Consider the following 25571-nt stretch of genomic DNA (forward strand, 5'->3'; position numbering starts at 1 on the left):
CCGCTCCCGGGGAGGAGGCTGCCGTGACGGGGCCTCGGGGCCGGCGAGGCGATGTCGCCGCTCAGGCCACCAGGCTGCGCAGCACCGAGCTGAACATGGTCAGGCCGTCGGTGCCGGTGCGGGTGCCCGCGCCGGGCTCGTCGGGCCCGAAGCCGGGCTCGACCGCGTGCTCCGGGTGCGGCATGAGGCCCACGACGTTGCCCGCGGCGTTGGTGACGCCCGCGATGTCGTGGCGCGAGCCGTTGGGGTTCTGCTCGAAGCCGGCCGGGCCGTGGGTGGCACCGGCGGCGTAGCGGAAGACCACACGGCCCTCGTCCTCGAGCTGGGCCAGGGTGCGCTCGTCGGCCACGTACTGGCCGTCCTGGTTCTTCAGCGGCACCCGGATGACCTGGCCGGCCTCGTAGCCGGAGGTCCAGGCGGTGCGGTTGTTCTCCACGGCCAGCGGCTGGTCGCGGCAGATGAACGCGCGGTGCGCGTTCTTGATCATCGCGCCGGGCAGCAGATGCGTCTCGCAGAGGATCTGGAAGCCGTTGCAGATGCCGAGGACGGGCATGCCGCCGTTCGCGGCGTCGACCACCTTGTCCATCACGGGGGCGAAGCGGCTGATCGCCCCCGCGCGCAGGTAGTCGCCGTAGGAGAAGCCGCCGGGCAGCACGACCGCGTCGACCTCGTGCAGCGAGTCGTCGCCGTGCCACAGCGCGACCGGCTCGGCGCCGCCGAGCCGCACGGCGCGCAGCGCGTCGCGGTCGTCGAGCGTGCCGGGGAAGGTCACCACACCGATCCGCATCAGGCCGCGCCCTTCGCAGAGGGGTCCTCCACGTCGATCGAGACGACGTCCTCGATCACCGGGTTCGACAGCAGGGTCTCGGCGGCCTCGCGCAGGGAGGCGAGCACCTCGTCGGTGACCTCGCCCTCGACCTCGAGCTCGAACCGCTTGCCCTGGCGCACCGAGGCGATGCCCTCGAAGCCCAGACGGGGCAGCGCGGCGGCGACCGCCTTGCCCTGCGGGTCGAGGATCTCCGGCTTCGGCATGACGTGGACCACGACACGTGGCATGGGGGCACTCCTGAGGGGACGTGTGGCGCGCGCGGCGGCGTGCCGGGGCAGGTGCTCGGGCTCGGCCCGAGAATCCCATCGTACCGAGGAACGCGGCCGTGCCGACGGGGCGCCCACGGCGGCGCTTCCCGATCGGACGAGCCCCTCCGCCCTGGCACGGTCCGGGCGAGGGGGACTAGGTTCGAGGCACGCGACCTCGATCCCCGGGAGGACCCGATGAAGATCCGCCACCTCGTCCATTCCTGCCTGCTCGTGGAGACCGCCGGGCGACGCCTGCTCGTGGATCCGGGCGGCTTCAGCGCCGACGCGGTGCGGGGCCTGGGCGCCGAGGAGCTCGCGAGCCTCGACGCCGTGGTGATCACCCATCAGCACCCCGACCACGTCGACCCCGCGCTGCTGGGCGAGGTGCTCGCCGCCGCGTCCGACGCCGAGGTAATCGCCGAGCCGGAGACCGCCCGGATGCTCACCGCCGCCGATGCCTCCGACGACGGCGCCGGCGAGGGGAGCGGCGGACCCCTCGTCGCGCAGGAGCGGGTGATCCCGCTCGCGGCCGGGGAGGCGCACCGCTTCACGCCCGTCGGCGACAACCCGTCGCTGCGGCTCGAGGCCGTCGGCGGACGCCATGCGATCATCCACCCCGACATCCCGCGGATCGGGAACTGCGGGATCGTCCTGTCCGCCGGGGACGGGCCGCGGCTCGGCATCACCGGGGACTCCCTCGAGCCGGTCCCCGAGTTCCACGGCATCGACGTCCTCGCCTTCGCCGTCACAGCGCCCTGGTCGAAGATGTCCGAGACCATCGAGTTCCTCCGCGCCGTCGGCCCGCGACTCGCCCTGCCCGTCCACGACGCGGTCGCGAGCGACCTCGGACGACCGATCTACCTGCGCCAGGCCACGAACCTCGCCCCCGAGGGCACCGAGGTGAGGGACTGGCCGGAGGACGGCGTCGTCGAGGTCGCCCGGAGCTGACGGCGACATGTCGCACCGGACCGAGAGCCAGAGCCGCCTCGAGAAGGCGCTCGCGGCGACCGACCGGCGACGGTTCCTCCCCGAGGAGCTGCAGGGGCTCGCCGGCGAGGACCGGCCCCTGCCGATCGGTCACGACCAGACGAACTCCCAGCCCACGACGGTGCGGAACATGCTCTCCCTGCTCGACGTGCGACCGGGGCAGCGAGTGCTCGACCTCGGCGCGGGATCGGGGTGGACGACGGCGCTGCTGGCCCGGCTGTGCGGACCGGAGGGGAGGGTGATCGGCGTCGAGCGGCGCGCCGAGCTGATCGGCCCGGCCCGGGCCGCGCTCGCCGGGACAGCGGACGCGGGGACGGCCGATGCCGAGATCCGTCTCGCGCACCCCGGCGTGCTCGGCGCGCCGCAGGACGCGCCGTACGACCGGATCCTCGTCTCCGCGCAGGCCGACGCCGTGCCGGAGAGCCTCGTCGCGCAGCTCGCGGACGGCGGCGTCATGGTGATCCCCGTGCGCGAGCGGATGCTGCGCCTGGAGCGTCACGGCGAGGGGGTCACCGTGAGCGAGCACGGCGCCTATCTCTTCGTCCCCCTCGTCGAGGATCCGCCGACGACCCGCTGACAGCAGCGCTGGACACGAGGGGCGTGCGCCGGGCGGGGACCGGTAGGGTGTGGGGCGTGCACGGGAGTCCGGTAGGCCGGGCTGAGAGGGAGTACTCGAACTCCGACCGTAGAACCTGATCCGGATCATGCCGGCGCAGGGAGCTCCGCCGAGCGATCGTCGCCGCGCGCCCGTGCCCGTACGAAAGGCATGGACCGTGACCTCATCGCCCGCCCGCACCTCCTCCGCGACCGAGGACGCCGCCTGGACGCCCGGCGTGTCCGCCGAGTCTGCCGCAGCCGTCGACGACCCGACCGCGACCCCGCTCGGCTTCGGCGTCGGCGCCCGCGTCACCGCCGCCGTGATGAGCGAGGACTACGCCAGGATCCTCACCGATGCGCTCTCCCGGCTGGACCTCACCGGCCTCGTGCACGAGACCGGGGACGTCTCGACCTATCTCGGCGGCCACGAGACCCACCTCCAGCGCGCCCTGATCGACCTGGCCGAGGCCCTCGCCCGCACCGGTCACCACGCGACCCTCTCCGTGCTCCTCTCGCGCGGCTGCCCCGGCGAGGTGGCCTGCGAGCTGCCCGGCGGCGCGGGCCCCCGCGCGACCGAGGTGCCGCAGCCGCGCCGCACCGGTCGCTTCGCGAGCGCCGAGTGGGCCCTGTACCCGCTGGCCGACGAGGTCGCCGTCGACGGCACCGCCCCCGATCACATGCGCGACATCTACGCCGCGATCGAGCATGCGAAGGACCTCGGCACCTTCCGCGGCTCCGAGCACTTCGTCACCCGGCTCGAGGGCGACGCCGGCGACGTGATCGCGACCGCGCTCGCCGGCTGGCTGCTCGTCGGCCGCGGCGTCCAGCACGTCACCAGCCACCTCACCCTCTCGCTGAACAGCCCCTCGCACGAGGTGCGGGAGCTCGCGGCGGGCGCCGACGCACCGGGCGCCGACGACGAGGGCCGGGAGGATGCGCGATGACCGAGGAGCACGGCACCGCCGCGCCCGCGCACGAGTCCGCCGAGGCGCCCGCCGACGTCGGCGCGACCGCCTCTGCCGGCACGTCCCGTCGCCGCACCCCGCTGAGCCTGCGCGAGCTCGTGCTCGTGGTGGTGCTCGGCGTCGTGTTCGGGTTCCTGTACTGGGTGTTCGTGCAGGCCTGGAACGGCCTGGCGATCGCGATGGGCCCGGCCGGGGACCTCGCCCAGCACCTCGTGTTCGGCTCCTGGCTGCTGGTGGCGCCGGTCGCGATCGCGATCCTGCGCCGCCCGGGCGTGGGGATCCTCGCCGAGATGCTCGCCGCGATCATCGAGGTGGTCTTCCTCGGCAGCCCCGTCGGCCCCCTGCTGCTGCTCTCCGCGGCGCTGCAGGGGATCGGCTCCGAGCTGCCCTTCGCCCTGGCCCGCTATCGCCGCTTCGGCTGGGGCGTGTTCGCCGCCTCCGGCGCGCTCGGCGCGGGTCTGGTGTTCTTCTGGACCGCGTACCGGATGGGCTGGTACGGCCAGGACCTGCTCGCGCTCCGGCTCGGCGTGCAGGTGCTGTCCGGGATCGTGCTCGGCGGACTGCTGGCGAAGGTGATCGTCCGCGCGCTCGAGCGCACCGGCGTGCTCGCCGACTTCGCGATCGGCGCCGCGGACGCGGCACCGATCCCCGAGCGCCGTGTCCGCTGAGGCGCACGCTGCGGGAGCGGCCCCGGAGCAGGAGCAGGGCCCGGTCCTGGCACCGGCTCCCGCCGGCGACCCCCGGGTGCTGGTGGCCGAGGGGCTCGAGGCGGTGCTGCCCTCGGGGGCCGGTGTCGGCCCCTGGAGCGGGGAGATCCGTGCGGGCGAGCAGGTGCTGCTGCTGGGACCGTCCGGCTCGGGCAAGTCGACCCTGCTGCGGGTGCTCGCCGGGGCGATCCCGTCCCATCAGCGCGGTCGGGTCACCGGAACGGTGCGTCTGTTCGACGGCACGGCCGGGGACCCGGCCGACGGCATGTCCGGAGGCACGGCCGGAGGTCCGGACGACGGCACGGCCGGCGGTGCGGCCGATGGCGTCGCCGAGGGTGCGGGCGTGATCGACCCGGTGGCGGGCGGGGTCCTCGCGACCGCACCCGTGCTCGGCCATCTCGGCCAGGACCCGGTCGACGGGGTCTGCCTCCCGCTGATCGCCGACGACGTCGCGCTCCCGCTCGAGAGCGCCTGCACGCCTCCGGAGCGGATCGGGCCGCGGGTCCACGAGGTGCTCAGCGCGATGGGCGTGGGCGAGCTCGCGCACCGCTCCGCCGCGACGCTCTCCGGCGGGCAGCTGCAGCGGGCCTCGCTCGCCGCCGCGATCGCCGCGCGGCCCCGTCTGCTCCTGCTCGACGAGCCCACCGCCATGCTCGACGCCGAGGGCGTGGCCGCGGTGCGGGGCGCCGTCGACGCCGCGACGGATCAGACCGGCTGCGCGCTGCTGCTGGTCGAGCACCGTCTCGACGAATGGGCGGGGGAGCGGGGCCTGGACGGGCTCCCCGCGCGGACCGTGGCGCTGGATCGCTCCGGCCGGGTGCTCGCCGACGGGCCGACGCGGGAGGTGCTCACCGCCCACGGACGCGCCCTGCGGGAGCAGGGGTGCTGGCTGCCGCGCGAGATCGAGGAGCGGATCGGCGGGTCGTGGCCGGCCGAGCCCGCTGGATCTGCTGAACCGGCTGGATCCGCCGCCTTCGTGCCCTCGGCGTCCGCGACACCTCGCTCGGAGGTGCTGCTGCATCTCCGGGACGCGACCCTCGGCCCGCCCGGCCCGTCGGGTCGGGGCGAGGGTGCCGTGCTCGCCGGCGCGGACCTCGAGATCCGCGCCGGGAGTCTGCTCGCGGTCGTCGGCCGCAACGGCGCCGGGAAGTCCACGCTCCTCGGCGCCCTCTCCCGACTGGACCCCCTGCGTGCCGGGACGCTCGAGGGCGCGGCGGCGGGCCTCGTCCTCCAGCGGCCCGAGTCCCAGTTCGTCGCCGACACCGTCGAGGACGAGCTCTCCGCGAGCGGGGCCTCGCACGACGTGCGGGGCGCGATGCTCGAGCGCCTCGACCTCGCCGACCACGCGTCGCAGAGCCCCTACCGCCTCTCCGGCGGGCAGCAGCGCCGCCTCTCCCTCGGCGCGATGCTGCTCGCCGACCGCCCGGTGCTCCTGGCCGACGAGCCCGGCTACGGCCTGGACCGCGCCGCGCACGAGGCCGTCCTCGCCCTCCTGCGGGAGGCGGCCGATGCGGGACGCGGCGTGGTCATGACCACCCACGACCTGCGGAGCCTCGAGGTCGCGGACGAGGTCGTGGTGATCGCGGACGGACGGCTCGTCGGCCCCCTCGCCCCGGCCGCGCTGCTTGCGGATAACGCGCTGCTGCGCCGGGCCGGGCTGCGGGTCGCAGGCCGATCGGGCCCGCATCTCCGCGAGGACACAGAGACCGAGAGGGAGGGCTCATCGGCCCCTGCGCGCACCGACGGCTCGCTCACCCCGGGGATGGGAACCACGCGCTCCGAGCGCTCGTCGGGGGCAGGAACCCCGTGCTCCGAGCGGCCGCGCTCCGCGCCCGCCGACCAGCCGGCGCCGCGGACGGCGCTCGACCCGCCCGCCCTGCCGCGGGCCCCGCTCGCGAGGCGCGATCCGACCGTGCTGCTCGGCCTGCTCACGGCGCTCAGCATCGTCTGCATCACGCTCACCGACCCCGCGCCGCTGCTGGTGCTCTACGCGCTGCTGGCCGCGGGGACGATGCTCGGGCTCCGACTCGGCCCGCTCGCGCTCGCCCGTGCGCAGGCGCCGTTCGTGCTGTTCGCGGCCGGGGTGTTCATGGTCAACGTGCTCAGCCGACCCGGCCACGAGCCGTGGCCCGACCTTCCCGTGCGCGTGACCAGCGAGGGGATCGTGCTCGGTGCCGCGCTCGCGCTGCGGGCGCTGGTGATCGGGCTCGGCGCGGTCGCCGTCGTGCGCGCGAGCGACCCCGGCCGCACCATGACCAGCCTGCGCACCCATGCCCGTCTCCCGGCCCGCATCGCGCTCGCGCTCCTGGCCGGCCAGCGCCTCCTCGAGGACCTGCCGCGGCGCTGGACGACGATCACCCGCGCCCACCGGCTGCGCCGGCCCCCGTCGGCCGACGGCATCCCCGCCCGGCTCGGGCCGCGGGCGATGGCGCGATGCGCCTTCGCGCTGCTCGTCGACGCGATCCGCTCCTCGACCAGGATCGCCTTCGCGCTCGAGAGCCGGGGCCTGGGCACGGGGGAGCGCACGCAGTGGCGCACCGCCGCGCTCACCCGGGCCGACGGCGCGCTCGTGGTCGGGGTCGTGCTCGCGGTCGGCGCGGTGCTGGTCCTCGCCGGCTGAGCGAAGGGCCGGACGGGCGCCTCAGAAGCTCGTGCCGGTCAGCCGCTCGTAGGCCTCGACGTAGCGGGCACGGGTCTGGGTGACCACCTCGGCGGGCAGCTCGGGTGGCGGGGTGTTCGAGCCCTTCGACCAGCCGGAGGCGGGGGAGGTGAGCCAGTCGCGCACGAACTGCTTGTCCAGGCTCGGCTGGACGCGGCCCTCCTGGTAGGTGTCCGCGGACCAGAAGCGGGAGGAGTCGGGGGTGAGCACCTCGTCGCCGAGCACCAGCGTGCCGTCGGTGCGGGAGCGGCCGAACTCGAGCTTCGTGTCCGCCAGCACGATCCCGCGCTCCCCGGCGAGGGAGCGCGCCCGCTCGTAGACCGCGAGGGTCATCCGCTCGAGCTGCTCGGTCAGCTCCGCCCCGAGCAGGTCCCGGGCCTGGGCGACGGTGATGTTCTCGTCGTGCGCCCCGGCCTCCGCCTTCGTCGACGGGGTGAACAGCGCCGGGTCCAGGCGCGAGGCCTCCACCAGCCCGGACGGCAGCAGGTGCCCGCCCACCGAGCCGCCGGCCCGGTAGTCGGCCAGGCCCGAGCCCGTCAGGTAGCCGCGGGCGATGCACTCCAGCGGCACCATGTCCAGGCCGCGGCAGCGCAGCGCCCGCCCGGCCACCTGCTCCGGCACGTCGGAGGCGGAGAGCACGTGGTGGGGGACGAGGTCCGCGAGCTGCTCGAACCAGAACAGGCTGATCCCGGTGAGCAGGCGGCCCTTGTCCGGGATCCCCGGCTGGAGGGAGTGGTCGTAGGCGCTGATGCGGTCGGTCGCGAGGACCAGCACCTCCTCGGCGGTCGCGGGATCCGCGCCGGCGGGGACGTACAGCTCGCGCACCTTGCCGGAGACGACGTGGTCCCAGCCCGGCAGGTCCGGGGCCTCGATCAGCGGCGCGTCGGAGGAGGGGGAGGCGCTCATGCGCTCACGCTCCCCTCGGCGGCGGCACGGGCGATGTCGCCGCGGTGGTGGGAGCCCTCGAGCTCGATCGCGCGAGCGCCGGCGAGGGCGAGCTCACGGGCGGCCGTGAGGTCCGCGCCGGCGCCGACCACCGTCAGGACCCGGCCGCCGGCGCTGACCAGCACCCCGTCGGCGTCCAGCGCCGTGCCCGCGTGGATCACGTGCGCGCCGAGGCGCTCGGCCTCCTCGATCCCGGTGATCGGATCGCCGATCTGCGCGGAGCCGGGATAGCCGGCCGAGGCCACCACCACCGTCACCGCGGCGCCCTCGACCCACTCGGGGGCGTCGACGGCGGAGAGGTCGCCCTGCGCGGCGGCCAGCAGCAGCGGCGCGAAGGGGGAGGCGAGGCGCTCGAGGACCACCTGGGTCTCGGGATCGCCGAAGCGGGCGTTGAACTCCACCACGCGCAGGCCGCGGGAGGTGAGGGCGAGGCCGCAGTACAGGATCCCGGAGAAGGGGATGCCGCGGGCGGCGAGCTCGTCGATCGTGGGCTGGGCGACGGAGGTCACGACCTCCCGGGCCAGGCTCTCGGGGGCCCAGGGGAGCGGGGAGTAGGCGCCCATGCCGCCGGTGTTGGGGCCCTCGTCGCCGTCGAGCGCGCGCTTGAAGTCCTGCGCGGGGGCCAGCGGCAGGACCCGCGTGCCGTCGCTCACGCAGAACAGCGACACCTCGGGGCCGTCGAGGTACTCCTCGAGCACGACCTGGCCGCCGGAGGCGAGCACGGTCTCGGCATGCGCCACGGCGACGTCCCGGGCGGGGGTGACCACGACGCCCTTGCCGGCGGCGAGCCCGTCGGCCTTGACCACGAAGGGCACGTCGCCCAGAGGGTTCACGCGGTCCAGGCCTGCGTCGAGCTGCTCGGGCGCGGTGACCGTGACGGAGGCGGCGGTCGGCACGCCCGCGGCGGCCATGATCTCCTTCGCCCAGGACTTGGAGCCCTCGAGGTTCGCGGCCTCGGCGGAGGGGCCGAAGACGGTGTGCCCGGCCTCGCGCAGGCGATCCGTGGCGCCCGCGACCAGCGGTGCCTCCGGGCCGATCACCACCAGGTCCGGCCGCAGCTCGTCGGCCAGGAGCACCTGGCCGGCGAGGTCCGCGACGGCGACGTCGTGGCAGGTCGCGAGCTGCGCGATCCCGGGATTGCCGGGGGCGGCGTGCAGCTCGGGGGCGGGGCGGTCGGCGGCGAGGCGACGGATGATCGCATGCTCGCGGCCTCCGGAGCCGATGACGAGGATCTTCACGCGGGCCAGCGTAACCAGCGCCGTGCCGATCCCGATGAGGTGCCCGCACTGCGGAGGACCGGGGCCGCCGTTACGATCGAGCGCATGCCCGCAGAGATCCCGGATCCCGCCCCCGCCACCGCACGGCTGCGCCTGGACCTCTCCTACGACGGCACCGACTTCCACGGCTGGGCCGCCCAGCCCGGTCAGCGCACCGTCCAGGGCGAGCTCGAGGCCGCCCTCTCACGCATCGCGCGCGTGCCCGCGCGGGTCACCGTCGCCGGCCGCACCGACGCCGGCGTCCACGCCCGCGGCCAGGTCTGCCATCTCGACCTGCCCCGCGACGTGCTCGCCACGATCCCCGGTCGCTCCGACCGCAGCCCCGCCGAGGCGCTCGTCACACGCCTGGCCGGGGTGCTGCCGGACGACGTCGTCGTCCACGTCGCCCGCGAGGTCACCTCCGAGTTCGACGCCCGCTTCGGGGCGCTGTGGCGCCGCTACCGCTACCGGATCTCCGACGGCCCCGCCGCCCACGACCCGCTGCGACGGGACGTGCTGCGCCACCGTCGGCCGCTGGACGTGCAGGCGATGGCGCGGGCGAGCGAGCCGCTGCTGGGCGAGCACGACTTCCTCTCCTACTGCCGGCCGCGCGAGGGCGCGACCACGGTGCGCGAGCTGCGGGAGCTGCGCTGGGAGCGGCCCGGGGAGGGGCGGGCCGACGAGGGCCTGATCGTCGCGACCGTCGTCGCCGACGCGTTCTGCCACCACATGGTCCGCTCCCTCGTCGGCGCGCTGCTCGGGGTGGGGGAGGGGCGGCGCTCCGAGAGCTGGCCCGCCGAGGTCCTCGCCGCCCGCACCCGCGAGTCCTCGACCCGGGACGGGGCCGGCGCCGCCCCGCTCTGCCCGCCGCAGGGCCTGACCCTCGACCACGTCGCCTATCCGCCCGACGAGGAGCTCGCCGCCTGGGCCGCCCGCACGCGCACCCTCCGCGCGCCGCTGCCGGTCGAGGACGTCGCCGTCGCGGAGTGAGCGCTCGGGCGTGAGCGGCCGCGAGCGAGCACCCTCCGGCGGGCGCGAGCGGGCCGCCGCGAGACCGGTCGGAGATCACACTCCCCGGCCCCTTCCTGCGTTGACGCTCCCTCCAGGCGGCCCGTAAGATGAGCGGTCGTTGTGCCTCGATGTGTGCCCGACTCCGCTGCCGTTCTCTCACGGTGCGGCGCGATCGGGATCTCACCCACATCCAGGCCCGCCGTCGCATGGTCAGCGGAGCGGGCCGGGTACAGCCACAGGGGCCATGCTTTTACCCGAAGGAAGCGTGCCCACGGTCCATTCGAACCGTGCCCGGACGGCGTCCTGCCGACCTGGCACCACCACGAGAGAAGAAGGCACGAGTGCGTACGTTCACCCCGAAGCCCGGCGATGTCGAGCGTTCCTGGTACGTCATCGACGCAACGGATGTCGTCCTCGGCCGGCTCGCTTCCCAGGCTGCCCAGCTCCTGCGGGGGAAGCACAAGCCGGTCTTCGCACCCCATGTGGATGCGGGCGACTTCGTCATCATCATCAACGCCGACAAGGTCGCGCTGACCGGCAACAAGCGTGAGGCGAAGCTCGCCTACCGCCATTCCGGCTACCCGGGCGGCCTCCGCGGCGTCCCCTACTCCGAGCTTCTCGAGAAGAATCCCGAGAAGGCAGTGGAGAAGGCCATCCGCGGCATGCTCCCCAAGAACAAGCTCGCTGATCAGCAGATCAAGAAGCTCAAGATCTACTCGGGTTCCGAGCACCCCCACAGCGCTCAGCAGCCCGTCCCCTTCACCATCGACCAGGTGGCGCAGTAAGCGGGGGCTCCCGCCACTCCGCCCTGCCGCACGGAAGAACCAAGGAGAACCGTGACTGAGACCACCCCCGAGTCCCTCGAGGCCGTGACCGACGAGTCGGCCCCCTCGAGCTTCACCACCGAGTCGACCGGCGAGGCCGCCGTCGGCACCGGCCAGTCGGCCACTGCCCCCGGCTACGGCACCGGCCGTCGCAAGCGTGCGATCGCCCGTGTCCGCCTGGTCCCCGGCTCCGGCCAGTGGACCATCAACGGCCGCTCGCTCGAGAACTACTTCCCGAACAAGCTGCACCAGCAGGAGGTCAACGACCCGTTCACGGTCCTCGAGCTCCAGGGCCGCTTCGACGTGATCGTGCGCCTCAACGGCGGCGGCCCGTCCGGCCAGGCCGGGGCCGTGCGCCTCGGCGTCGCCCGCGCGCTGAACCAGATCGACGAGGAGCACAACCGCCCGACCCTCAAGAAGGCCGGCTTCCTCCGTCGCGACGCGCGCATCATCGAGCGCAAGAAGGCAGGCCTCAAGAAGGCCCGCAAGGCGCCGCAGTACTCCAAGCGCTGATCGGCGCGGAGCAGCGCTCCGCCCCACCTGCGCAGTACGCACGATGCCCTCGACCTCCGGGTCGGGGGCATCGTCGCGTCCAGGGCGGTTGGCGGGCGAGGCATCGCGGCGTGCCGGGAGCGAGGTCGGTGGTGGAGTCGACTGTCGGGGCGGGGGTGGTCAGGTGGTGGCGTATGGCGTACCAGTACGCCTATATCGTCGTACCGGTACGCCATACGCCAGGAGTCGACCACGGCTGGCCGGGCGCGGCAGGGGCCGGGGTCGGAATGGGACCAGGGCCGGGGCCGACGCGCTCCGCCCGGTGCTCAGCTCAGCAGCTCGCGCAGGTCCTCCGCGGTGACGGCCGAGCGGAAGGCCTCCCCGCCGTCGGTGAGCGAGTCGAACAGCTCGGCCTTGCGGCGCTGCAGCGCGAGGACCTTCTCCTCGATCGTGTCCTCGGCGATCATCCGGTACACCATCACCTGCCGGTCCTGTCCGATGCGATGGGCGCGGTCCACGGCCTGGTTCTCCGCCGCCGGGTTCCACCACGGGTCCAGCAGGAAGACGTAGTCCGCCTCGGTGAGGGTGAGGCCGAAGCCGCCCGCCTTCAGGGAGATCAGGAACACCGGTGCGTCCCCCTCGCGGAAGCCGCTGACGGCCGCATCGCGGTCCCGGGTCGAGCCGTCCAGGTGCGCGAAGTCTATCCCGCGCGCGGAGAGCTCGCCCGCGACCCGGTCGAGATAGGTGGTGAACTGGCTGAACAGCAGCACCCGGTGCCCGTCGCCGATGACCTCCTCGAGCCGGTCGAAGAGCGCCTCGAGCTTGGAGCTGGGCACGTCCGCGTACTCCTCCGCGTCCACCAGCGAGGGGTCCAGCGCCAGCATCCGCAGCAGGGTCAGGGAGCGGAAGACGATGAAGCGGGAGCGGTCCAGGTCCGTGTCGATCAGGCCCAGCACCTTCTTCCGCTCTCGCTGCAGCACCGAGTCGTAGACGGCGCGGTGCTGCGGCGACAGCGTCACCGTGAGCACCTCCTCGTGCTTCTCCGGCAGCTCCTTCGCGACGAGCTCCTTGGTGCGGCGCAGCAGGAAGGGGCGGATCCGACGGCGCAGCTGCTCCATCCGCTGCGGCGCCTCGCCGGTCGCGATCGGGAGCGTGAAGCGCTTGCGGAACCCGGTCGCGGTGCCGAGCAGGCCCGGCGCGACCAGGTCGAGGATCGCCCACAGGTCGTCCAGGGAGTTCTCCATCGGGGTGCCCGTGATCGCGAGGCGCATGCCGGCGCGCACCCGCTTCGCCGCCAGGTGCGTGCGGGAGCGGCGGTTCTTCACGAACTGCGCCTCGTCCAGCACGAAGCCCTGGAAACGGTGCGAGGCGAACAGCTCCTCGTCCAGTCGCAGCACCGCATAGCTGGTCACCACGAGGTCCGCGCCCTCGAGGTCCTCCTCGGCGGCGCCGCCGCGGGAGGCGGAGGTGCCCTCGAGCACCTTCACGCGCAGCCCCGGCGCGAAGCGCTCGGCCTCACGGCGCCACACCGGCAGCACCGAGGCGGGGGCGACGACGAGGAAGGGCGGGGCCGACGGGGACTGCTCGCGGGCATGGGCGATCAGGGCGAGGGTCTGCACCGTCTTGCCCAGGCCCATGTCGTCGGCGAGCACCCCGCCGAGCCCCTGGTCGAACAGCATGGCCAGCCACGCGAAGCCCTCACGCTGGTAGGGCCGCAGCTCCGCCTGCAGGCCGCGGGGCAGCGGCGGCGCGGGACGGTGCTCGAGGGTGCGCAGCGGGTCGACGACCGCGGTCCACTCCGCGCTCGCCTCGGTCTGGTCGGCGATCTCGGCGAGCTCGTCCCACATGTCGACCTGGTACTTCGAGATCCGCTGGACCTCGGGCTCCCATTCCGCGAGCGCCTCGCCCTCGCGGATCAGCTCGCGCAGCGCGTCGAAGGCGGGGTGGTCCAGGGAGAAGTAGGTCTTGTCCGGCATCAGCAGCTTGTCCCGGCCGCGGGCGAGCGCCACGAACAGGCTCGGGAAGGGGATCTGCCGGCCCTCGACGGTGATGTCGAAGCCGAGGTCGAACCAGTCGTTCTTGCCGGGGGAGGCGTGCTGGGTGATCCGCACCTGCGGGGCGCCGTCGAGCTCGCGGTAGGCGTGGCGGGTGCCGGTGACCTCGACCTCCACATGGTCCAGGGCGTCCAGCGCATCGAGCACGTGGGCGGTGAACTCGGCGGTGTCCACGCCGGAGAGGAGCTGGGCGGCGTCGCTGGGTTGGTGGGGCCACAGGGTCATGGCCTCGGCGATCACCGCGTCCTCGTGGGCGGTGTCGCGGTGCGCGCCCTGGCGCTGGTCGATCGGCAGGCGCCGGTCCGGGTCGTGGTAGCGCCAGGACCAGCGCAGGGCGAGCCGGTCCCCGTCGGCGTAGGCGGTCTCGAGGTGGAGGGTGGGCCGACGGGCCGCCGGCAGGGCGACGCTGCCGTCGAGGCTGGTCATGGGGCTCAGCGCGCGCAGCTTCGGGTAGGCGACCTCGAGGAACGCCTCGCGGTCCGCGGCGGGGACGCGCAGCGGCTCCCGACGGTGCAGGAGGGTGCGCAGGTCGCGCGGCACCGCGGCGGGAAGCGGGGCGATGCGGGCGGTGAGCAGCTCCTCGTCCGCGGGGAGCGCCTCGAGCACCCCGGCGCCGCCGAGCAGTCGGCCGTGCTCCGTCTCGAGGCCGTCGATCGCGAAGCGCGGCGCGACCTCGAGGGCGCCGGTGGAGCTCTCCACCTGGGCGTCGGCGGGGGAGTGCCCGGCGGAGGGGTCGTCCGGGGCGCCCCCGTCCGCGGAGGTGCCCGAGTGGTCCTCGTCGGCGGACGGCTCCTCGCCGTCGGCGGCTCCGTCGGCGGTCTCGTCGGCCGCGCCGGTGGGGACCGCGCGCAGGTCCAGACCCGCCTCACCCTCGCGCGCGAGCGAGATCGCGGCCAGGCCGCTGCCGGGCAGCAGCTCGACCCCGGCGTCCAGCGCATGGGCGAGCGCCTGCCACAGCAGGGGCGAGGTGATGGTGTTCAGCCACAGGTGGTCGACTGCGCCGGAGGTGTAGGAGCGCTCCACCGAGGCGGCCGCGAAGATCCTGGTCAGCGCCTCGCCCTGGGCGGGGTCGTACTCGCGACCCGCGAGGCGGAACTCGAAGCTGCGCCAGGAGAGGTCGCCCTTGATCCACAGGCCCTTGCGTCCGCGGGTCACGGGGCGCAGGCCCAGCCACAGCTCGGCGCCGGCGGCGAGATGCGCGGGCGTGGCGACCTCGCGGTGGTGGCGGGAGGTGCCGGTGCCCGAGGTGGCCGCCTCGAGATCCACCCGCAGCGCGAGCGGCTTCGCGACGGTCCCGGACCGCGCGGAGGAGGCGCGGGAGCTCAGCAGGGGACGCAGCACTGTGCGCCACTCCGCGGGCGGCTCTTCCCGCGCGGCGCGGACGGCGAGGTCGTTGGTCCGGTACAGCAGCGCTCCGACGTGCAGGCATGCCTCGCCCACCGAGCAGTCGCAGCGCGAGGAGAGCGGTCGCCACAGCCCCCCCGGCCCCGGGGTCTGGAAGCGGCGGGAGACGGCGTCCTCCTCGTACTCGGTCAGGACCGCCTCGGTGTGATGCCGGGCGCCGTCGGTGTCCGTGACCTGGGCCGACAGGGTCGAGCTCGCCTCGTCCCAGTCCACGGCGCCCACGCTCCCGCCGCGCGCGGCGGCGAGGCTCCTGCCCGCCGTGCGATCGCCCACGTGGTGGCTGATCGCGGAGGGCAGCAGTCGAGGGAGCGGGACCGTTGGGGACATCCCGCCAACGTAACCCGCGCCGCACCCCGCGCACGAGGGATCTCACCGGAATCACGACCCTCAGCGGGTAGTCTCACAGCGTCCTCCCGGTCGCCGCGGCATCGACGAGCCCGTCGGCCCCGTCGATCCCGACCCGGGAGCAGCACCACCCCCGACACTTCCTAGGAGACCCCCGTGGCACGACTCTTCGGCACCGACGGAGTGCGCGGACGCGCCAACGACGACATCACCGCGGAGCTCGCGGTCGAGCTGTCTGTGGGCGCGGCGCACGTGCTCGGCACGCTCGGCGCCTTCGGCGGCACCCGCCCCCGCGCGATCGTCGCCCGCGACACGCGTCCCTCGGGGCACTTCCTCGCCGCCGCGGTCAGCGCCGGCCTCGCCTCCGCGGGCGTGGACGTGCTCGACGCCGAGGTGCTGCCCACGCCGGGCCTCGCCTATCTCGTGCAGTCCACGGGCGCGGACCTCGGCGTGATGATCTCCGCCTCCCACAACCCCGCCCCCGACAACGGCATCAAGTTCTTCGCCCGCGGCGGCACCAAGCTGCCCGACGAGGTCGAGGACGCGATCGAGGCCCGCCTCGGGGAGCAGTGGGAGCGCCCGCAGGGCACCGACGTCGGCACCATCACCCGCTACGAGGGCGCGATCGAGGAGTACGTGACCCACCTCGTAGGCACCCTGGACCGCTCCCTCGAGGGACTCACCGTCGTCGCCGACTGCGCCAACGGCGCCGCCGCGATCTCCGGCCCCGAGGCGCTGCGCCGCGCCGGCGCGACCGTGCACGTGATCGGCGACTGCTCCGACGGCGGGCTGATCAACGACGGCGTCGGCTCCACCCACCTCGAGCCGCTGCAGGCCGCGGTGCGCGAGCACGGCGCCGACATCGGCGTGGCCTTCGACGGCGACGCCGACCGCTGCCTCGCCGTCGATGCGGCGGGGGAGATCATCGACGGCGACCAGATCATGGCGATCCTGGCCCTGGACCTCAAGGAGCGCGGCAAGCTCCACGAGGACACCCTGGTCGTCACCGTCATGAGCAACCTCGGCCTCAAGCTCGCCATGAAGGAGCACGGGATCGTGCTGGGACAGACCGCCGTCGGCGACCGCTACGTGCTCGAGGAGATGAACCTCGGCGGCTTCTCCATCGGCGGCGAGCAGTCCGGCCACGTGATCATCGCCGAGCACGCCACCACGGGCGACGGCGAGCTCACCGCCCTCCACCTGCTCCAGCGCATCGCCGAGACCGGCCGCACGGCCGCGGAGCTCAAGTCCGTGATGAGCCGCATGCCGCAGGCGCTGATCAATGTCAAGGACGTCGACAAGGCCAAGGCCACCATCGACCGCCGCGTCGGCGACGCGATCGCGGCGGCGGAGAAGGAGCTCGGGGAGACCGGCCGGGTGCTGCTGCGCCCCTCCGGGACCGAGCCCGTCGTGCGCGTGATGGTCGAGGCCCCCACCGACGCGCAGGCCACCGCCGTGGCCGAGCGCCTCGCTGTCGTGGTCCGCGAGCGCGTCGGCCTCTGAGCCCCGCCCGGGCCGGGGCCGACGCACACGTCCCTGGCCCCCGCGGACTCAGACCTTCCGCAGCAGCACCGAGTGGACCCGGTGCTGGCCGTCCTTGCGCAGCACGAGGTCGGCACGGCCGCGGGTGGGGATCACGTTCTCGGCGAGGTTCGGGCCGTTGATCGAGCTCCAGATCCGCTGCGCGGTCGCCGCGGCCTCCTCGTCGGTGAGGTCGGCGTAGCGGCGGAAGTAGGAGCGCGGGTCGGAGAACGCGGTGCGGCGCAGCGCGAGGAAGCGATCCACGTACCAGCGCTGGACGTCCTCGGCCCGCGCGTCGACGTAGATGGAGAAGTCGAAGAAGTCCGAGACGGCCATGCCGAGCCGCCCGTCGCGGCGGGGCCGGGCGGGCTGGAGCACGTTCAGGCCCTCGACGATGAGCACGTCCGGCTGCTCCACCACGACCTTCTCGTCCTCCAGGATGTCGTAGGTCAGGTGGGAGTAGACCGGCGCCTCGACCCGCTCCTGCCCGGCCTTCACGTCCGCCACGAAGCGCAGCAGACGGCGCCGGTCGTAGCTCTCCGGGAAGCCCTTGCGCTGCATGATCCCGCGCGACTCGAGCACCCGGTTGGGGTACAGGAAGCCGTCGGTGGTCACGAGCTGCACGCGCGGGGTCTCGGGCCAGCGGGCCATGAGCTCGCGCAGCAGTCGCGCGGTGGTCGACTTGCCCACGGCCACCGAGCCGGCCACGCCGATGATGTACGGGGTGCGCTGCTGGCGCTGGTCCAGGAACTCCTCCCGCGCCCGTCGCAGCGACTGCGCGGCCGCGACCTGGATGTTCAGCAGGCGCGAGATGGGGCGGTAGACGGCGTCGACCTCGGAGAGGTCCACCCGGTCGCCGAGGCCTCGCAGGCGGTCCACGTCCTCCTCGCTCAGCGGCAGCGGGGTCTGCTGGGAGAGCCGGGCCCAGTCCTCTCGCAGGATCTCCTCGAACGGGGTGACCGTGGCGTGCGCCGATGCTGCCTTCATGCGGGAGATTCTTCCAGCATTCCGGCGCCGAGCCGTGCTGCGGTGCGTCGACCCGCCGGGCGGAGCCGCTCCAGGCGGCGGCCCCGGCAGGGCCCGGCGCCCGCGCCGGCAGAGCCCGTCGCCCTGCTCGGCCTTGGCCGACGGCACGACCGGATGCAGAGGACGCGGCGGGGTGACCAGCGCGCCCGTGCGACCGTCTGCGCGTTTCTGATCGGTCCCGTGCATGCTCGGCCACGCCTGCGCGGCGAGGGGCCGCGAGGTGAGGAACGACTCGCTCGGATCCTGCGTGCGCGGCGTCGTGCGGGACGCGGAAAGCTACGGTGAGCGGCATGTGTGGAATCGTCGGATACGCAGGCCCCCGCGCCGCAGCACCCTCCTCCCGTCCCGTGGACGTGGCCCTCCAGGGCCTCGCCCGCCTCGAGTACCGCGGCTACGACTCCGCGGGCGTCGCCGTCCTGGACGACGGCGCCGTGCGCGTGACCAAGCGCGCCGGCAAGCTCGCGAACCTCCGCGAGGCGCTCGAGGGCTCCGCGGAGTCCACGGGGCACGTCGCCATCGCGCACACCCGCTGGGCCACCCACGGCGGCCCCACGGACGGCAATGCCCACCCCCACCTCGGCGGCCGCGACGGCGAGCTCGCCCTGGTCCACAACGGCATCATCGAGAACTTCGCCGCGCTGCGCGCCGAGCTCGAGGCCGACGGCTACACCTTCTCCTCCGAGACCGACTCCGAGGCCGCCGCGCACCTGGTCGCCCGCGAGATGGAGGCCGCCGGAGACCTCACCGAGGCGATGCGCCGCACCGCCGCGAACCTCGAGGGCGCCTTCACGCTCCTGGCCGTCCACCGCGACGCGCCGGACGTCGTCGTCGCCGCCCGCCGCAACTCCCCGCTGGTCGTCGGCCTCGGCGAGGGCGAGAACTTCCTCGGCTCCGACGTCGCCGCCTTCGTCGACTCCACCAAGGAGGCGCTCGAGATCGGCCAGGACCAGGTCGTCACCGTCTCCGCCGACTCGGTCGCGATCGTCGACTTCGACGGCAACGAGGTCACCGACGCCAAGCGCTACACCATCGAGTGGGACGCCGCGGCCGCGCAGAAGGGCGGCTACGACTCCTTCATGGCCAAGGAGATCCACGAGCAGTCGGGCGCCGTCGCCGACACCCTCCGCGGCCGCCTCGAGAACGGCACCCTCCAGCTGGACGACATGGAGATCGACCCCTCGGTGCTGCGCAGCATCGACAAGATCGTCGTGATCGCCTGCGGCACCGCCGCGAACGCCGGCGCCGTCGCGAAGTACGCGATCGAGCACTGGTGCCGCATCCCCACCGAGGTCGAGCTCGCCCACGAGTTCCGGTACCGCGACCCGGTCGTCACCGAGAAGACCCTGGTCGTCGCGATCTCCCAGTCCGGCGAGACGATGGACACCCTGATGGCGGTGCGCCACGCCCGCGAGCAGGGCGCGAAGGTGATCGCGCTGTGCAACACCCGCGGCTCCACCATCCCGCGCGAGTCCGACGCGGCGCTGTACCTGCACGTCGGCCCCGAGATCGCGGTCGCCTCCACCAAGGCGTACCTCGGCCAGATCGTCGCGAGCTACCTGCTGGGCCTGTTCCTCGCCCAGGTGCGCGGCAACCTCTTCCCCGACGAGATCGCGGCGCTGATGGAGGATCTCGAGCAGATCCCCGCGCAGATCCAGCAGGTCCTGGACAGCTCCGCGCAGGTCGAGCAGCTCGCGAAGGACATGAAGGACGTCACCAGCGTGCTCTTCCTGGGACGTCACGTGGGTTACCCGACCGCGATGGAGGGCGCGCTCAAGCTCAAGGAGATCGCCTACATCCACGCCGAGGGCTTCGCCGCCGGCGAGCTCAAGCACGGCCCGATCGCCCTGGTCGAGGAGGGGCAGCCGGTGTTCGTCATCGTGCCCTCCCCGCGCGGCCGCCACTCCCTGCACTCCAAGGTCGTCTCCAACATCCAGGAGGTGCGCGCCCGCGGCGCGCGCACCCTGGTGATCGCCGAGGAGGGCGACGACGCGGTGCTGCCCTACGCCGACGAGGTGATCCGCGTGCCCGCCACGCGCACCCTCTTCGCGGCGCTGCTGACCGTGATCCCGCTGCAGATCTTCTCCTGCGAGCTCGCGACGGCGAAGGGCCTGGACGTGGACCAGCCCCGCAACCTCGCGAAGTCCGTCACCGTCGAGTGACCCGCCACCTCGGATGAACTGCCCCGTCGGGTGAGCGCGCCCGTCGGGATCGCGCGTCCGACGGGCCTCTCCGCTTGCGCAGGAGCACCTCTCCGGGCGGCGCCTCGCGCCGTCGACCGCCGGCCGCCTCGCCCCGCGAGGCGGCCGGCGGTGTGATACTGCCCCTGTGAGCACCTTTCCCACCGCGACCCCGACGCCCGGCCCCGACGAGACCTTCGGGGGCCGGGCGTTCGCGCCGCGGGAGGACGGGACGATCGTCGGCGTCGGCGTGGACGTCGTGGACATCCCGCGCCTGGACGCGATGATCTCCCGCACCCCCGCCCTGCTGGACCGTCTCCTGACCCCGGGGGAGCGGGAGCTCTCGCCGGCCTCGCGCGCGGCGAGGGTCGCCGCGAAGGAGGCGGTGGGCAAGGCCCTCGGCGCGCCCGGCGACTTCTCCTGGCAGGACGTGACCGTCGAGCGCGCCGCCGGCAGGCGCCCGCACCTGCGTCTGCGGGGCGCGACCCTCGCCGCCGCCGAGCGGCAGGACGTCGAGCACCTGCATCTCTCCCTCTCGCACGACGGCGCGATCGCGACCGCGATCGTCGTCGCCGAGCGCGCCTCCGCCCCGAGGAGCCTGTGATGCTGCGGGCCCACGGCGCCGAGGCGGTCCGCGAGGCCGAGCGGCCCCTGCTCGAGGCGGGGGAGCCGCTCATGCTCCGGGCCGCCGCGGCGCTGGCCGAGCGCGCCGTCCACCACTTGCGCTCGGAGCCCTTCGCCCCGCAGGTGCTGGTCCTGGCCGGGGCGGGGTCCAACGGCGGCGACGGCCTCCACGCCGCCGCGATCCTGCGCCGCGAGCACTCCCTGGCCGCCGACGCGATCACCACCGCCCCGCGCCGCCACGAGGAGGGGGCCGCCGCGCTGGAGAGGTCGGGCGGGGACCTCCATCCCCTCGCGGGTCTCGACGAGGAGCGCCTCGCCCACCTCCTCAGCGGCGCCGACCTGGTGATCGACGCGATCCTCGGGATCGGCGGCCGGCCCGAGGCGCCCGCTGAGCTCCTTCCCCTGCTCAAGGCGGTGCGGGACAGCGGAGTGCCCGTCCTCGCCGCGGACCTGCCGAGCTTCGTCGACGCCACCACCGGGCGGGCCGCCCCCGAGGCGCTCCGGGCCCGGGAGACCGTCACCTTCGGCGCCGTGAAGGCGGGGCTGCTGCTGCCCGTAGGCGCCGAGCTCGCCGGGACCGTGCATCTGGTGGATCTCGGCCTGGACGAGTATCTCCCCGCCCGTGCGGCGGTCGAGCGGCTCGAGGACGCCGACGTGCGCGCCCTCCTGCCGCGCCCGGGCCGCGAGTCCACCAAGTACCGCCGCGGCGTGGTCGCCCTCGCCGCCGGCAGCGAGCAGTATCCCGGCGCCGCGGTCCTCGCCGTCTCCGGCGCCGCCCGCACCGGCGCGGGCATGGTCCGCTGCCTCGCCCCGCAGGCCGTGCTCGACCTGGTGATGCGGGCCCGTCCCGAGACCGTCGGCCATCCCGTCGGCCCCGGTCGCGCCGGTGGCCGGGTGCTGGACGACGAGACCCTCGCCCGCACCCATGCCGTCGTGATCGGCCCCGGCCTGCCCAGCGACGACCCGCGCGTGCGTCGGGGCGTCGCGCTGCTGGCCGGGCAGATGGACGTGCCGTCGGCCGCGCCGCGACGCGGCGTGCTCGACGCGGGCGCGCTCGGGGCGATCGGCCCCGGTGCCCGCTTCGCCCCCGACGTGGTGCTCACCCCGCACCGTGGCGAGGCCGAGCGCCTCGCCCGCCGCCTCGACGTCGACCCGGATCTGCCCGCCCCCGAGCTCGCCCGCGCGCTCGCCGCCGCGACGGGCGCGACCGTGCTGCTCAAGGGCGCGATCACCCTCGTCGCCCCCAGGGACGGCGGGCCGCTGCGCTCCCAGGACGACGCCACACCCCAGCTCGCGACCGCCGGCACCGGCGACGTGCTCGCCGGGGTGCTGGGCACCCTGCTCGCCGCGGGCCTGCCCGGCCCTGACGCCGCCGCGCTCGCGGCGCTGCTCCACGGCCGCGCAGGGCGCCTTGCCTCGCGTGACGGACTGCACCCCCTGGTGGCCCTCGACGTCGCGGACTCTCTGCCGGAGGCCATCGGGACTATCCTGGCGGACGCCCAGGACCTGAACCGAGGAGCCCGATGACCATCCCGATCCCTGCCGAGGACCCACGGCACGTGCCCAACCGGGCGGTGATCGACCCCTCCGCGATCACGCAGAACACGCGGGCGCTGGGGACCCTCCTCGAGGAGCAGACGGCGCTGATGGCGGTCGTGAAGGCCGACGGCTACGGGCACGGCATGCTCACCGCCGCCCGGGCCGCGCTCGAGGGCGGCGCGACCTGGCTGGGTGTCGCCCACCCCGCCAGCGCCCTGGCGCTGGCCCGCGCGGACCTCGACGCACAGATCCTCACCTGGCTGTACGAGCCTCACACCGCGCGGATCGTGCTGCCCGAGGTGCTGCGCTCCGGCGTCGACGTGGCCGTCGGCTCCCTGGAGATGCTGCAGCTCGTCGCCGCGGCCGCCCGCGAGGCCGACCGCCGCGCCCGCGTCCACCTCAAGATCGACACCGGCATGGGCCGCAACGGCGTGCTGCCCTGGCAGGTCCGGGAGATGGGCGTCGCGATCCGCGACGACGACTTCCTCCAGCTCACCGCCGCCTGGACCCACCTGACCAGCGCGGACGATCCCGAGGATCCTGCCACCGATCAGCAGGCGGAGCTGTTCGACTCGGCCTGCGAGGCGCTCGAGGACGAGGTGGGACCGATCCCGCTGCAGCACATCGCGAACTCCGCCGCGACCCTCACCCGCCCCGACCTGCACCGCGACATCGTGCGTCCCGGCATCGCGCTGTACGGCTATCCGCCGGTCCCGGCCGACGTGCCGCTGCGTCCCGCGATGACCCTCTCCAGCCGGCTCGCGCTGGTCAAGGAGGTGCCCGAGGGGCACAGCGTCGGCTACGGCCGGATCCACCGCACCAGCCGCTCCACGACTCTGGGCCTGGTGCCGATCGGCTACGCCGACGGCCTCCACCGCACCGCCTCGGACAGCATCGACGTGCTGGTGCGCACCCGGAGCGGGGACCGCCGCGTCCCCCAGGTGGGCCGGATCAGCATGGACCAGATCGTGGTGGATCTCGGCCCCGAGACCGCCGCCCGGGCCGGTGACGAGGTGGTCCTGTTCGGCGACGCGGGCGGAGAGCCCGACGCCCCCTCCGCCCCGACCGCGGACCACTGGGCCCGCGCCGCGGAGACCATCCCCTACGAGGTGCTGACCTCCGTCTCCGGACGCGTCACCCGGGAGGTGCGCGCATGAGCGCCGCGGACAGGACCGGCCCCGGCAGGACCAGCGCTCCCGGCGGCGCGAGCGGCACGGCGGGGGAGCCCGACGGCGCCCTCGTGCTGCGCACCCGCGATGCGGACGGCACCCGCGCTCTCGCCGGCGCGCTCGCCGACGTGCTGCGGCCCGGCGACCTGCTGGTCCTCGACGGACCGCTCGGCGCCGGCAAGACCACCTTCACCCAGGGGCTCGGCGCCGGCCTCGGCGTGCGCGGCCCCGTCGCCTCGCCCACCTTCGTGATCGAGCGGGTCCACCCGAACCTCGCAGGCGGCCCCGACCTCGTGCACGTGGACGCCTACCGCCTCGGCGGCGAGGGCGAGATCGACGACCTCGACCTCGAGGCCGATCTCGACCGCGCCGTGACCGTCGTCGAATGGGGCAGGGACCGGGTCGAGCACCTCGCCGACTCGGTGCTGCTGGTCGAGCTCGAGCGTCCCGACCGGGTCGACGACCCGCTGGACCCGGACGAGCCCCGCACGCTGCGGCTCACCCCGCGCGGCCCCCGCTGGGACGGCGCCGCGATCGCCGCCCTCGAGGCTGCGCTCGCCGCGGTGGCCGGGCTGGACGGCACGGCGGAGCCCGCCGATGCCGAACCGACCGCGGCGGATGCCGATCCGACCACCGACACCGCCGAGGGAGAACGCTGATGCTGTTGGGAATCGACACCTCGGGCGCGGTGAGCGTCGCCGTCGCCCGCGGAGAGCTGGCCGCGGCCTCCGCCTCGTCCTCGGGAGCCGCTCCCGCACAGGGAGACGCGCCGTCCTCGCCTCCCGGCCTCGAGGTCCTCGCTGTCCGCTCCGACACGCGCTCCCGCCACCACGACGAGGTGCTGCTCGCCCTGGTGGAGGAGACCCTGCAGGCTGCCGGCGTCACCCGCGGAGAGCTGACCGGCGTGGTCGTCGGCCGCGGCCCGGGCCCCTTCACCGGCCTGCGCGTGGGGCTCGTCTCCGCCCGTTCGATCGCCTCCGTGCTCGGCGTGCCCCTGCACGGGCTGAGCTCCCTCGACGCGCTCGCCCACGAGGCGCTCGCCACCGTGCCCGCCGAGCGCGGCCCTGTCACCGTCGGCGTGGCGCTGGACGCGCGCCGCCGCGAGGTCTACCACGCCCGCTATCGCCGCGAGGCCGGCGGCGAGATCCTCCGGATCGCGGAGCCGGCCGTCGACGCCCCGGCCGAGGTCGCCGCGGAGCTGACCGGCTGCGACCTGCTCGTCGGCTCCGGCACCGCGCTCTACCCCGAGCTGCTGCCCGCCACCGCCGAGCTCGAGCACGTCGACGCCGGGCACCTGCTGCTGGCCGCCTCCGCCCTCGCCGCCCGCGGGGAGGACCTGACCAGCACCGAGCCGATGTACCTGCGCGAGCCCGACGCCGCGAAGCCCACCGCGCGCAAGAGCGCCCTGGGGCGCTGAGGTGACGGCCGCCGACAGGTCCGGCCGCCGGGCCGGAGCGGAGGGCGCAGGCTCGGTGGATGGTGCGGGGCCGGCGGGCGACGCAGGCCCGGCGAGGGGCGTAGGACGCGCCGGCCCGGCGGACCGGGCCGGCGCCCCCTGGTCCCTGCGACCGGCGACCCTCGAGGACGTCGAGGAGATCGCCTTCGCCGAGCTCGAGCTGTTTCCCGACGAGGCCTGGAGTGTGTTCCAGCTCGCCGAGGAGATCGAGCACCCCGACCGCCGCTACGTCGTCGCGGTCGAGGGCGAGGCCGCATCGTCGACCACCGGCGGTGACGGGCCGGACACCAGCACCGCCAGGCCGCACACCGGCGCCGACGGGTCGGCTCGCCGCGCCGATCCGCTCCGCAGCCCCGATGGCCGGTCCCTCGGCATCGACCGGGCCCCTGCCGCCGGGGCCGTCGGCGGTGCGCTGCTCGGCTATGCCGGCATCATGCTCGCCGGCGACCTCGCCGACCTCCACACGATCGGCACCCGCCGGGAGGGGGAGGGTATCGGTCGCGCCCTGCTCGCCTGGTGCGAGCAGCAGGCCCGGGACGGCGGCGCCGAGCGGATGCTGCTCGAGGTCCGCGAGGACAACACCCGCGCCCGCGCCGTCTACGCCGCCGCGGGATATCGCGAGATCGGACGGCGCCGCGGCTACTACCGGATCCGCGGCCGACGCATCGACGCCCTGGTCATGGAGCGCGACCTCGCCGCCCCCGGCGGCCCGTCGGCCTGACCCTGCCGTTCCACT

At 74.6% G+C, this 25571-nt stretch carries 22 protein-coding genes and 1 riboswitch; of the genes, 16 read left to right on the forward strand and 6 right to left on the reverse strand.

The features are described from left to right. Window positions 1–61: 61 nt before the first annotated feature. Together purQ and purS are read right to left on the reverse strand one after the other, a co-directional pair. Window positions 62–787, reverse strand: a complete 726-nt coding sequence (gene purQ / locus RBL05_RS14725; RefSeq protein ID WP_308738846.1) for a phosphoribosylformylglycinamidine synthase subunit PurQ — start codon at window positions 785–787, stop codon at window positions 62–64. Beyond that, window positions 787–1056: a phosphoribosylformylglycinamidine synthase subunit PurS gene (gene purS / locus RBL05_RS14730; protein ID WP_053917105.1), complete on the reverse strand. Its 270-nt coding sequence runs from the start codon at window positions 1054–1056 to the stop codon at window positions 787–789. Before purS ends, purQ begins: the two co-directional genes overlap by 1 nt. A gap of 216 nt (window positions 1057–1272) precedes the next feature. Between purS and RBL05_RS14735 the strand changes: the two genes are divergently transcribed. The 5 genes from RBL05_RS14735 to RBL05_RS14755 all read left to right on the forward strand — a co-directional run bounded on the left by RBL05_RS14735 (window position 1273) and on the right by RBL05_RS14755 (window position 6953). Beyond that, window positions 1273–2025, forward strand: a complete 753-nt coding sequence (locus RBL05_RS14735) for an MBL fold metallo-hydrolase (RefSeq protein WP_308738845.1) — start codon at window positions 1273–1275, stop codon at window positions 2023–2025. 7 nt (window positions 2026–2032) lie between these two features. Then, window positions 2033–2641, forward strand: coding sequence for a protein-L-isoaspartate O-methyltransferase family protein (locus tag RBL05_RS14740; RefSeq protein ID WP_308738844.1), 609 nt, complete (start codon window positions 2033–2035; stop codon window positions 2639–2641). A 50-nt stretch (window positions 2642–2691) separates the two neighbouring features. Beyond that, window positions 2692–2800: riboswitch (TPP riboswitch) on the forward strand. Between the two features lie 37 nt (window positions 2801–2837). Further along, window positions 2838–3605: a YkoF family thiamine/hydroxymethylpyrimidine-binding protein gene (locus RBL05_RS14745; protein ID WP_308738843.1), complete on the forward strand. Its 768-nt coding sequence runs from the start codon at window positions 2838–2840 to the stop codon at window positions 3603–3605. Continuing rightward, on the forward strand, window positions 3602–4294 hold the full coding sequence (locus RBL05_RS14750) for an ECF transporter S component (protein WP_308738842.1): 693 nt from the start codon (window positions 3602–3604) through the stop codon (window positions 4292–4294). Before RBL05_RS14745 ends, RBL05_RS14750 begins: the two co-directional genes overlap by 4 nt. After that, on the forward strand, window positions 4284–6953 hold the full coding sequence (locus tag RBL05_RS14755) for an ATP-binding cassette domain-containing protein (protein ID WP_318603872.1): 2670 nt from the start codon (window positions 4284–4286) through the stop codon (window positions 6951–6953). Before RBL05_RS14750 ends, RBL05_RS14755 begins: the two co-directional genes overlap by 11 nt. Before the next feature lie 21 nt (window positions 6954–6974). On the opposite strand, the gene RBL05_RS14760 is transcribed toward RBL05_RS14755, so the two are convergent. After that, on the reverse strand, window positions 6975–7898 hold the full coding sequence (locus RBL05_RS14760) for a phosphoribosylaminoimidazolesuccinocarboxamide synthase (protein WP_308738840.1): 924 nt from the start codon (window positions 7896–7898) through the stop codon (window positions 6975–6977). Next, a complete protein-coding gene (purD, locus tag RBL05_RS14765; protein WP_308738839.1) occupies window positions 7895–9175 on the reverse strand; it encodes a phosphoribosylamine--glycine ligase in 1281 nt (426 codons plus the stop codon). Before purD ends, RBL05_RS14760 begins: the two co-directional genes overlap by 4 nt. Window positions 9176–9259: 84 nt before the next feature. On the opposite strand from purD, the gene truA reads away from it, so the two are divergent. From truA to rpsI, 3 genes are all read left to right on the forward strand, one after another. Next, window positions 9260–10183: a tRNA pseudouridine(38-40) synthase TruA gene (gene truA / locus RBL05_RS14770; RefSeq protein ID WP_308738838.1), complete on the forward strand. Its 924-nt coding sequence runs from the start codon at window positions 9260–9262 to the stop codon at window positions 10181–10183. A gap of 362 nt (window positions 10184–10545) precedes the next feature. Beyond that, a complete protein-coding gene (gene rplM / locus RBL05_RS14775) occupies window positions 10546–10989 on the forward strand; it encodes a 50S ribosomal protein L13 (RefSeq protein ID WP_010550278.1) in 444 nt (147 codons plus the stop codon). Window positions 10990–11040: 51 nt separating this feature from the next. Beyond that, entirely contained in the window at window positions 11041–11541 is a 501-nt protein-coding gene (gene rpsI, locus RBL05_RS14780) for a 30S ribosomal protein S9 (protein ID WP_010550277.1), read from the forward strand. Between the two features lie 305 nt (window positions 11542–11846). Here the strand turns inward: rpsI and RBL05_RS14785 are convergent, their stop codons facing one another. Further along, on the reverse strand, window positions 11847–15305 hold the full coding sequence (locus RBL05_RS14785; RefSeq protein WP_308738837.1) for an SNF2-related protein: 3459 nt from the start codon (window positions 15303–15305) through the stop codon (window positions 11847–11849). Window positions 15306–15479: 174 nt separating this feature from the next. Between RBL05_RS14785 and glmM the strand changes: the two genes are divergently transcribed. Beyond that, entirely contained in the window at window positions 15480–16826 is a 1347-nt protein-coding gene (glmM, locus tag RBL05_RS14790; protein WP_263310588.1) for a phosphoglucosamine mutase, read from the forward strand. 48 nt (window positions 16827–16874) lie between these two features. Here glmM and coaA read toward each other — a convergent pair whose 3' ends face one another. Next, entirely contained in the window at window positions 16875–17831 is a 957-nt protein-coding gene (gene coaA / locus RBL05_RS14795; RefSeq protein WP_318603876.1) for a type I pantothenate kinase, read from the reverse strand. A 329-nt stretch (window positions 17832–18160) separates the two neighbouring features. On the opposite strand from coaA, the gene glmS reads away from it, so the two are divergent. The 7 genes from glmS (at window position 18161) to RBL05_RS14830 (ending at window position 25556) form a co-directional block, all read left to right on the forward strand. After that, on the forward strand, window positions 18161–20029 hold the full coding sequence (gene glmS / locus RBL05_RS14800; RefSeq protein WP_308738836.1) for a glutamine--fructose-6-phosphate transaminase (isomerizing): 1869 nt from the start codon (window positions 18161–18163) through the stop codon (window positions 20027–20029). Window positions 20030–20195: 166 nt separating this feature from the next. Next, complete coding sequence (locus tag RBL05_RS14805; RefSeq protein WP_010550270.1) at window positions 20196–20651, forward strand: holo-ACP synthase; 456 nt, start codon at window positions 20196–20198, stop codon at window positions 20649–20651. Further along, window positions 20651–22198, forward strand: coding sequence for an NAD(P)H-hydrate dehydratase (locus tag RBL05_RS14810; protein WP_308738835.1), 1548 nt, complete (start codon window positions 20651–20653; stop codon window positions 22196–22198). Before RBL05_RS14805 ends, RBL05_RS14810 begins: the two co-directional genes overlap by 1 nt. Continuing rightward, window positions 22195–23367, forward strand: a complete 1173-nt coding sequence (gene alr / locus RBL05_RS14815; protein WP_308738834.1) for an alanine racemase — start codon at window positions 22195–22197, stop codon at window positions 23365–23367. The genes RBL05_RS14810 and alr overlap by 4 nt, the downstream gene beginning before the upstream one ends. After that, a complete protein-coding gene (gene tsaE, locus RBL05_RS14820) occupies window positions 23364–24038 on the forward strand; it encodes a tRNA (adenosine(37)-N6)-threonylcarbamoyltransferase complex ATPase subunit type 1 TsaE (protein ID WP_308738833.1) in 675 nt (224 codons plus the stop codon). Before alr ends, tsaE begins: the two co-directional genes overlap by 4 nt. Continuing rightward, window positions 24038–24796 carry a tRNA (adenosine(37)-N6)-threonylcarbamoyltransferase complex dimerization subunit type 1 TsaB gene (tsaB, locus tag RBL05_RS14825; RefSeq protein WP_308738832.1) on the forward strand — a complete coding sequence of 253 codons (759 nt, stop codon included), beginning with the start codon at window positions 24038–24040 and terminating at the stop codon, window positions 24794–24796. Before tsaE ends, tsaB begins: the two co-directional genes overlap by 1 nt. 1 nt (window position 24797) lies before the next feature. Beyond that, window positions 24798–25556 (forward strand): GNAT family N-acetyltransferase, encoded by a 759-nt coding sequence (locus RBL05_RS14830; protein WP_308738831.1) that lies wholly within the window; start codon window positions 24798–24800, stop codon window positions 25554–25556. Window positions 25557–25571: the final 15 nt, after the last annotated feature.

It is taken from the genome of Brachybacterium sp. GU-2 (assembly GCF_030866705.2).
Lineage (GTDB): Bacteria > Actinomycetota > Actinomycetes > Actinomycetales > Dermabacteraceae > Brachybacterium > Brachybacterium conglomeratum.

Excerpts from the sequence above, each read along its gene's own strand:
- purQ (WP_308738846.1), bottom strand. The coding sequence starts at position 787 with ATGCGGATCGGTGTGGTGACCTTCCCCGGCACGCTCGACGACCGCGAC.
- purS (WP_053917105.1), bottom strand. The coding sequence starts at position 1,056 with ATGCCACGTGTCGTGGTCCACGTCATGCCGAAGCCGGAGATCCTCGAC.
- RBL05_RS14735 (WP_308738845.1), top strand. The coding sequence starts at position 1,273 with ATGAAGATCCGCCACCTCGTCCATTCCTGCCTGCTCGTGGAGACCGCC.
- RBL05_RS14740 (WP_308738844.1), top strand. The coding sequence starts at position 2,033 with ATGTCGCACCGGACCGAGAGCCAGAGCCGCCTCGAGAAGGCGCTCGCG.
- RBL05_RS14750 (WP_308738842.1), top strand. The coding sequence starts at position 3,602 with ATGACCGAGGAGCACGGCACCGCCGCGCCCGCGCACGAGTCCGCCGAG.
- RBL05_RS14760 (WP_308738840.1), bottom strand. The coding sequence starts at position 7,898 with ATGAGCGCCTCCCCCTCCTCCGACGCGCCGCTGATCGAGGCCCCGGAC.
- truA (WP_308738838.1), top strand. The coding sequence starts at position 9,260 with ATGCCCGCAGAGATCCCGGATCCCGCCCCCGCCACCGCACGGCTGCGC.
- RBL05_RS14785 (WP_308738837.1), bottom strand. The coding sequence starts at position 15,305 with ATGTCCCCAACGGTCCCGCTCCCTCGACTGCTGCCCTCCGCGATCAGC.
- coaA (WP_318603876.1), bottom strand. The coding sequence starts at position 17,831 with ATGAAGGCAGCATCGGCGCACGCCACGGTCACCCCGTTCGAGGAGATC.
- glmS (WP_308738836.1), top strand. The coding sequence starts at position 18,161 with ATGTGTGGAATCGTCGGATACGCAGGCCCCCGCGCCGCAGCACCCTCC.
- RBL05_RS14810 (WP_308738835.1), top strand. The coding sequence starts at position 20,651 with ATGCTGCGGGCCCACGGCGCCGAGGCGGTCCGCGAGGCCGAGCGGCCC.
- alr (WP_308738834.1), top strand. The coding sequence starts at position 22,195 with ATGACCATCCCGATCCCTGCCGAGGACCCACGGCACGTGCCCAACCGG.
- tsaE (WP_308738833.1), top strand. The coding sequence starts at position 23,364 with ATGAGCGCCGCGGACAGGACCGGCCCCGGCAGGACCAGCGCTCCCGGC.
- tsaB (WP_308738832.1), top strand. The coding sequence starts at position 24,038 with ATGCTGTTGGGAATCGACACCTCGGGCGCGGTGAGCGTCGCCGTCGCC.